General features: G+C 61.5%; 5 protein-coding genes. 4 read left to right on the top strand and 1 reads right to left on the bottom strand.

Translation table 11 applies throughout. The features are described from left to right. Nucleotides 1–625: 625 nt before the first annotated feature. Nucleotides 626–2926: an LTA synthase family protein gene (locus tag I2E13_RS06430; protein ID WP_195404559.1), complete on the bottom strand. Its 2301-nt coding sequence runs from the start codon at nt 2924–2926 to the stop codon at nt 626–628. A gap of 213 nt (nt 2927–3139) precedes the next feature. Here I2E13_RS06430 and I2E13_RS06425 point away from each other — a divergent pair, with 213 nt between their 5' ends. From I2E13_RS06425 to I2E13_RS06410, 4 genes are all read left to right on the top strand, one after another. Continuing rightward, nucleotides 3140–4009, top strand: a complete 870-nt coding sequence (locus I2E13_RS06425) for a nitroreductase family protein (protein ID WP_195404558.1) — start codon at nt 3140–3142, stop codon at nt 4007–4009. A gap of 167 nt (nt 4010–4176) precedes the next feature. Continuing rightward, a complete protein-coding gene (locus tag I2E13_RS06420) occupies nt 4177–6204 on the top strand; it encodes a KUP/HAK/KT family potassium transporter (protein WP_195404557.1) in 2028 nt (675 codons plus the stop codon). A 61-nt stretch (nt 6205–6265) separates the two neighbouring features. Continuing rightward, complete coding sequence (locus I2E13_RS06415) at nt 6266–6460, top strand: hypothetical protein (RefSeq protein ID WP_195404556.1); 195 nt, start codon at nt 6266–6268, stop codon at nt 6458–6460. Between the two features lie 113 nt (nt 6461–6573). Continuing rightward, nucleotides 6574–8199 (top strand): sensor histidine kinase, encoded by a 1626-nt coding sequence (locus I2E13_RS06410; RefSeq protein ID WP_195404555.1) that lies wholly within the window; start codon nt 6574–6576, stop codon nt 8197–8199. The last annotated feature ends 1 nt before the right edge of the window (nt 8200 follow it).

The raw sequence follows: 8200 nt of genomic DNA, 5'->3' as shown, positions 1-8200 counted from the left end.
CGCGCCTTTAGACGCGAGCCCGGGGCCCGTGGGTTATACCCTAAGAGCAAACCACCCTTTTTAAGGGTGGTTCTGATTGACACTCATAGGCGCAACCGTGGCAAGCGTTTGGGGTGACATTTTCCATCACCCCGATGACGAGACCGTCCTGGACGACACACTCGCATGCGTTCGCTGGATGTATGCAGAGTGGGACGCACTTTCCGAATGGATGGGGTTTCGGAAAGTGCGTCCAGGAATTTGCCTTTGGAGTGGGATGCAGTTTCCAGTTGAGGGCTCTGGCGGAAAATGTGACCCGGAATTTGTGATCGGAGTGGGATGCGCTTTCCCGACGGGGTCGCAAGAGGAAACTGCATCCCACTCCGGACATGAATTCTGGGACACAGTTTCCGGATGCAAAAAGGCCACATGACGTGGCCTTCAACTTATATATGTTGCGGGTACCCCCATGACAAGCCGTACTCCAACAACAGGGCGTCTGTCCGGGCGGAGGCATATAAGGTTCATCGCGAGTTCCGCACGCAAAGGAGGCCACTTAATGTGGCCTCCGTCTTGCGCAGGACTGTCCGAGCAGGGAACCTTATATGCCTCCGCCCGGACAGACGTTTCAGTTATGAGCGACCCGCTACTTGATCTTCGTCGTACCCGGCGCCAGGTTGGGGTCGGTCTCGTTGGCCTCGGTCTGGAAGTGCTCGGTATAGACGTTCTTGCCGTCGCGGAACATCTCGTAGTACTGCATCTTGGCGTAATCCTCGCGCGCCTTGGTGGCGGCTGCGGCAACGGCGTCTTCGCCGGTGACGTTGGAGGAGAGCGCCCAGCGCAGGCTGGCGTCCTCGTAGCCCACGGAGTTGATGGCGGGCAGCGACTCGCGCAGCGTCATATGCGCCTTCTGGTAGTCGCTCAGCGGTGCGCCGATCAGCTGCATCAGCTGGGTGGACAGGTAGTTGGTGGACAGGTCGTCAACCTCGCTCGTCTGGTCGCAGCCGGCAACGTCGTAGTTGGCCCAGATGATGTAGTCGGTCTGCCACAGACGTTCCTGGTGGGTGGCGTCGTCCTCGCCGGTAAACCACTTATCGTTGAACTTGGACGGGAAGAACGGCTGGTGGTCGCCCCAGAACACTACGACCACCTTACGGTCGAGCTTGCTCAGGGCGTTGAGGAAGTAGCGAAGCGCCTGGTCGGACTGCTCGATGCACGAGACATACTCGTCGACATCGGAGAGCGTGCCGTCTTCGACGGTCTTGGCGTCCAGGTCGGTCGTGTCGATGTTCAGGTGCATCTGCTTGTCGACCGGCAGCAGGCCCGTGTCGTAGCCCGAGTGGTTCTGCATGGTCACGTCGAAGATAAACTGCGGATCGGCGTTCTGGTCGAGCAGCTCAAGAATCTTGTCGTAGGTAGCCTGGTCGGTCACCATGCCGCGCAGAGTGTCGGCCCCCTGGAAATCGTTGATGGACAGGAACTGGTCAAAGCCAAAGTCCTTGTAGACGTTCTCGCGGTTCCAGTTGGTCGCGTGGTTGGGGTGCATGGCCGTGGTGGAATATCCGAGCGACTTGAACTGCTCTGCCAGGTTCCCAGTCGTTTCCATGTTGTAGATGGTGTAGGGGTACACGCCCGAGCCCAGGTTGGCCATGGAGTTGCCGGTCATAAACTCAAACTCGGTATTGGCGGTACCGCCGCCGTAGGCGCTCACATAGAGCTTGCCGCGGCTGAGGCAGTTGGACAGGCTCTTAAAGTACTGCGGACCCTCGTAGCCGGCGCGCATGTTCTGGTAGATCGACAGATCCGAGAACGTCTCGTTCATGATGGCGATGACCGTGGGCTTCTCGCTGTCGAATTGCTCCTTTGCGGCGGTGCGCTCGTCACTCTTGGCGGCATCGGACTTGTCGTAGGCCTTGGCGTACTTTTTGAGCGTGGCCTTGGCGTCGTCGACGGAGTAGTCGGCGGGTTTGGGCGGCTTGATGGACTGCGCTGCGCTAATGAAAGCGGGCAGGTAGCCCTCGCGCCAGTAGCTCTCGAGCGGGCGCCAGGTGTAGACGGTGATGCCGAGGGTGTTGTAGTAGTCGATGAGCGTGACATGCGCGGTTACGCCGCCCAGGCACAGCACTGCCACGAGCAGGTTGGTGAGCAGCATGCGCTTGGCGTTGGCGGCACCCTTCTGACGGTGCGGTGCCACCAGGCCGGCGTACTCGCACAGCAGCATGGCGATGGCGGTAAAGCCCATGGACAGCACGCAGAACAGCGAGATCGAGAAGGTGTAGCCGTTGCCGGCGACCGCGGCGGCGGTGGAGATGGCCGAAAGGTCGCCCGGCTGGATGGGCATGGATTTAAACGTGATGACAAAGAACTCGGCAATGCCTAGGACAAAGAGGGCGAAGGCCAAGACCGCGGGAGCTGCGCCGTGGCGCTGGAATAGGAAGAACAAGCCGACCATGAGCACGGTGATAATGGCCCATTCGAGCAGAATGCACAGGGGGTAGACCCAGGTAAAGTCGTGGTTGGACGAGACCTCCATGCCCAGCAGCGCAAAGACGCCGGCGAGCAGTAGGCACAAGACGGCGGCGACGAGCGGTTTGCCCACAAAGGCGCCGCGCAGGCGGGCGAGCTTGCCGGTGGGGGCGGGGGCGTCGGGCTCGGCGAACGCAAAGACGCGCGGGGCGAAGCGGTCGCGGGCGATGCTGGCCCAAGCGCATCCGGTGAGAATGGCGTTGGTCAGGATGAGCATCACAAAGGCGAGCGGCTCGTTTTGAGCGACGAGGCCCACGGCGCCCCAAATAGTCAAAAAGACCTGGAACAGGCCGAAGGCGACGCTCCACCCAAGAGCACTTTTGGCGACGGTGCCCGACTGAGCGCGAATGGCCTTGGCCTCGCGCAAGACAAGGTAGACGGTCGCCGCAAGACCGACGAGCGAGATGGCGGCAGCGAACATGCTGAGACTCCTCACAAACTAAAACCTACGAAAGCGGGGGTTTACCCGATTGTTACCAAGATATGCGCTGCATTTGGTGACTGCGCACAACAACCAGCCATAATAACGCGCGTGCGTGGCGGTGTTGCGCAATGTAGCGTCGACCTGCGCGATAATGGACGGGAATTACACGGAAACGTAAAGGCTTCTTAAAGAAATGGCGAGGGTAGGGCGATGAGCGAGCAGGTTTGCAAGGCGGACATGGGCGGCGATGGAGCGGCGGTCGATACGTACGGCTATCCGGTCGAGACCACGGGCAACGCGGTGCTGGACACGTTGGAGCACCGTTCCTCCACGCGTGCCTTCGCGCGTGATGACGACGACCGCCCCGTGGCGGTGACCGACGAGCAGCGGACGGCGATTTTGCATGCGGCGAGTCGTGCGCCGTCGGCAGGCGCCATGATGATGTATTCCATCGTGAGCATTCGCGAGCAGGCTACGCTGGATCGTCTGGCCGACCTGTGCGATCACCAGCCCATGATCGCCAAGGCGCCCTGGGCACTTATATTTGTGGTCGATTATGCCAAGTGGATCGATCTGTTTGAGCACGTGGGCTGCTTTGAGCCCGAGTTTGTCGAGCGCACGGGCAAGGCGCCCCGCCGCGCGCCGGGTTTGGGCGACTTTGCCATCGCGGCCCAGGACGCCGTGATCGCCGCGCAAAACGCCGTGGTTGCCGCCGAGGCTCTGGGCTTGGGGAGCTGCTATATCGGTGATATCGTCGAGAATGCCGAGGAAGTGGCCGAGCTGCTGGATCTGCCTCCGTATACCATGCCGCTGTCGATGCTCATCATCGGCACGCCCCGCAAGGAGCGCCCGGCTATTGCGCATCCCGTGGTGAACCTGGTGCACGAGGAGCGCTACTGCCGCGCCGGCGCCACGACCATGGACGCGCAGGTGGCCGAGATGGACGCGATGTTCCGTCCGCATGCCCGCGAGGTGGGCGAGCGCGTGGTGGATATCTACACCCGCAAGCACACGAGCCCCTTTATGGCCGAGATGAGCCGTTCCATGGAGTGGTGGTTCAAAAACTGGCTCGGCAAGTAACGAATGCGGCGATGTGACAAAGGGACAGTCCCTTTGTCACATTCCATATCGCCGAGGTGGCCTAAAGGCCGTATAAATGTTTATTTAGCTGGGAAAACAGTGCCATTCAAACATGGGCCGATTACCTATAATTCCTTCGAACATTAAAGTTGGGAGGAAACCGGCTTATGGAACAAAAGGCCAAGGAGGCAGCCTCGCACGCTGCGATTCCTGTGAGCATCTCGGCGATGCTCGTCACGCTGGGCGTGGTGTACGGCGATATCGGCACCAGCCCTATGTATGTAACCAAGGCGCTCGTTGCCGGCAACGGCGGCATCGGAAGTGTGACGGAGGAGTTCGTGCTTGGCGCGCTCTCCCTTGTCGTGTGGACGGTCACGCTGCTGACCACCATCAAGTATGTGCTCATCTCGCTGCGCGCCGATAACCATGGTGAGGGCGGCATCTTTGCCCTGTACAGCCTGGTCAAGCGCTGCGGCAAGTGGCTTATCATCCCCGCCATGCTGGGTGGCGCCGCGCTGCTCGCCGACGGCATCCTGACGCCGGCCGTTACCGTTACCACGGCCATCGAGGGCCTGCGCACCATCCCGGCGGTCCATGCCGTGCTGGGCGATGACCAAGGCCGCGTCGTCGCCATTACGCTCGCCATCATCATCGTGCTCTTCTTGGTACAGCGCATCGGTACGGCCAAAATCGGTCACGCCTTTGGCCCCATCATGACGCTGTGGTTCCTGTTCCTGGGCGGCACGGGTCTGTTCTTTGTCTTCCAGCACCCCGCCGTGCTGCTGTGCCTCAACCCGGTGCGCGGCATCGCCTTTTTGCTGAGCCCCAACAACCACGCGGGCATCATGATCCTGGGCAGCTGCTTCCTCGCCACCACCGGTGCCGAGGCGCTCTACTCCGACATGGGCCACGTCGGCCGCGGCAACATCTACGCTACCTGGCCGTTCGTTAAGTGCTGCCTGCTGCTTTCCTATATGGGCCAGGGCGCTTGGCTTATGAACAACGCTGCCAACCCCGAGCTCATGGGCATTGCCGATCTCAACCCGTTCTACCAGATGCTCGCCCCGGGCCTGCGCCCGTTTGCCGTAGGCCTTTCCACCGTCGCGGCCATCATCGCCTCGCAGGCGCTCATCACCGGCGCATTCTCGCTGGTGTCCGAGGCCAGCCGTCTGGATCTCATGCCGCACATGCAGGTCTTCTACCCTGCCGAGACCAAGGGCCAGCTCTACATCCCCATGGTCAACAACGTCATGCTTGTCGGCTGCGTCATCGTGGTGCTGCTGTTCCAGAACTCGGCGCATATGGAAGCCGCCTACGGCCTTGCCATTACGCTGACTATGATGTGCACCACGCTGCTGCTCTTCTTCTACCTGCACGAGGAGCGCAAGCTCAAGGTTGCTCCGTGGATCTTCGCGGCTTTCTTCCTTTTGCTCGAAGGCTTCTTCTTCGTGAGCTCACTCACCAAGTTCTTCCACGGCGGCTACTTCACCATCCTCATGGCCGCGCTCATCATGGGCATCATGGTGTGCTGGTACAACGGTACGGCTGTTGAGCAGCGCCAGTTTACGCTGCTGCCGCTGCGCAGCTACCTGCCGCAGCTCAAGCGCCTGCGCGATGACGATCGCTACGAGCGCCTGAGCGACAACATCGTGTACCTGACCAAGGACACCCATACCGATTACATCGACCGTGATATCGTCTACTCGATCTTGGACAAGCATCCCAAGCGCGCTCGCGCCTGGTGGTTCGTGAATGTCGAGACCATGGACGAACCGCATACCTTTGCCTATTCGGTCGAGACGTTCGGCACCGACTACGTGTTCCGCGTGCATCTGTACCTGGGCTACAAGATTAACCAGCGCGTCAATGCCTACCTGCGTCAGGTCGTTCAGGACCTGGCTGCCACCGGCGAGCTGCCGCCGCAGACGCATGACTACTCGGTCTACAAGGATCCGGGCAACATCGGTACGTTCAAGTTCGTCCTGATCCGTAAGCTTCTGGCGCCCGAAAGCGATGTGGAGCCGAGCGAGCGTACGGCCATCACGCTCAAGTACATCATTCGTCGCGCCGCCGGCACGCCTGCACGCTGGTACGGCCTGGAGAACTCCAACGTGAGCTTTGAGTACGTGCCGCTGTTCACCAAGTTCAAGGCCGTGAACAAGATGCAACGCCTGGCTCCCAACGAGCGCCCGTAGGCGCCGACAGGTTGCACGGAGTTGGTTTTCGATGGACAAGATTGGGGCCGGGGAGGCAAACATGGATGCAAAGATGCTTGATGGCCGCGAGGTGGTTGCCGAAGTGGTGCGCGAGGCACGCGCCGATGCCGCCGAAGATCGGTTCTTTACGAATCGGGCCAACATGGACATGGCCGATCGCGTGATTTCGGTCGTGGCGCTGGTGTTTGTCGCGGCGTGCGTGTGCGCACTGCTCGCGCACGCGCTGTTTGTCTAACGACCGCAGGCTGCAAAGGCTATACACTTGGAACCACCACAAGGGGAAACCACCACAAAGGTGCCTGTCCCCTTTGTGGTGGTTTTTGCTTTTGAGAGAGGGGCGGGGCGCTGATGGACGTCCATGCGGACGGCGATATGGCCGAGAACTTTTGGTGGCGGCGCACGACGCTGACGCGTCGCAGCCCTCTGTATGACGCCTGCGTGTCGGCGGGACTGCTGGTCGCGGCGACGATTGTGGGCGTGCTGCTCGACCATCCTGGTCTCGCGCCGAGCATCATGATCGTCTATGTGTTCGCCGTGCAGCTGTGCGCATTCTTTACCTGGAGCCGCCTGTATTGCCTGCTGAGTTCGGCTGCTGCCGTGGCGCTCTACAACTTCCTGTTTGTCGACCCGCGCTACTCGCTGTCGTTTATCGACCGCGTCTATCCCGGCATGTTCTTCATTATGTTTGCGGTCTCGCTCGTGTCGAGCTCGATTGCGTTGGCCCTGCGCCGCGCCTTGGCGCAGGCCGCCGCCAGCGACCGCCGCACGCAGATGGTGCTCGAGACCAACCGCATGCTGCAACGCTGCGCCGATCAGCAGCAGATCGTGCGCGCCATGGCAACGCAGCTGGCGCGTCTTTCGGACTGTCCGGTCGTGTGGTACAGCGCCGACGCCAACGATGATGACCTGCTGCCGCGTGCGACATACACGGCCGTGGGCGATGTCGCGCCGGTGCATGAACTGGCGCCGCAGATGCCGCCGCGGCTCTCGGCGTCCGCCTATGTGGGAACGCCGCTCGATGCCACCTACGGCGGCTCGGCGTTCTACGGCATCTACCTGACCGTGCGCTCGGGCGACACCATGGTGCGCGCGGGCGATCCCGCCTCGGTGGTGGGCGTGTTGGCTATCGTTGCCGAGCCCGACGTGCTGACGCACGAGGAGCGGACACTTGCCGATGCCATCGTGAGCGAAGGCGAGCTGGCACTCGATCGCGCCCGCGCCATGGAGGCCCGCGAGGAGGCGGCGGTGCTTGCCAAAAATGAGCAGCTGCGCGCCAATCTGCTGCGCTCCATCTCGCACGATCTGCGCACGCCGCTTACCAGTATTTCGGGTAATGCCGACGTGCTGCTCGATCAGGGTTCGACCGGCACCGCGGTGCTCGATGCCCAGACGCGCCGCGGCCTGCTGCTATCCATTCGCTCGGATGCGCTGTGGCTCAACGCCACCGTCGAGAACCTGCTCGCCATCACCAAACTCGAGGGCGGCGGCATGCATCTGTCGACCACGCTCGAGCTTATGGACGATATCGTCGAGGAGGCACTGCGCCATGTAAATCCGGCCGTGCGCGAGCACGACCTTAAGGTGGTGGCGTGCGATGAGCCGGCGCTCGTCAACGTCGACGCGCGCCTGATGGTGCAGCTGGTGGTAAACCTGGTGAACAACGCCATCACCTATACGCCCGAGGGCTCGCATATCGTGATCTCGATTGACGTCGACGGCGGACGCGTGGCGTGCTCGGTTGCCGATGACGGGCCGGGCATCGCACCCGAGGACCGCGAGCGGATCTTTGAGTCGTTCTACACCGCCAACCACGGTCTTGCCGACAGCCATCGCAGCGTGGGCCTGGGTCTTTCGCTCTGCCGCTCTATTGCGTTGGCGCATGGCGGTAGCATAGAGGTTGCCGCGGCGGACCCGCACGGCTCGGTCTTTACGATTGAGCTTCCCGCCGCCGATGTTTCGTTTGATAAGGAGTAGC

This window comes from Collinsella aerofaciens (genome assembly GCF_015554145.1).
GTDB lineage: Bacteria > Actinomycetota > Coriobacteriia > Coriobacteriales > Coriobacteriaceae > Collinsella > Collinsella aerofaciens_AA.
This window is presented reverse-complemented; position numbering and strand designations above follow the sequence as displayed.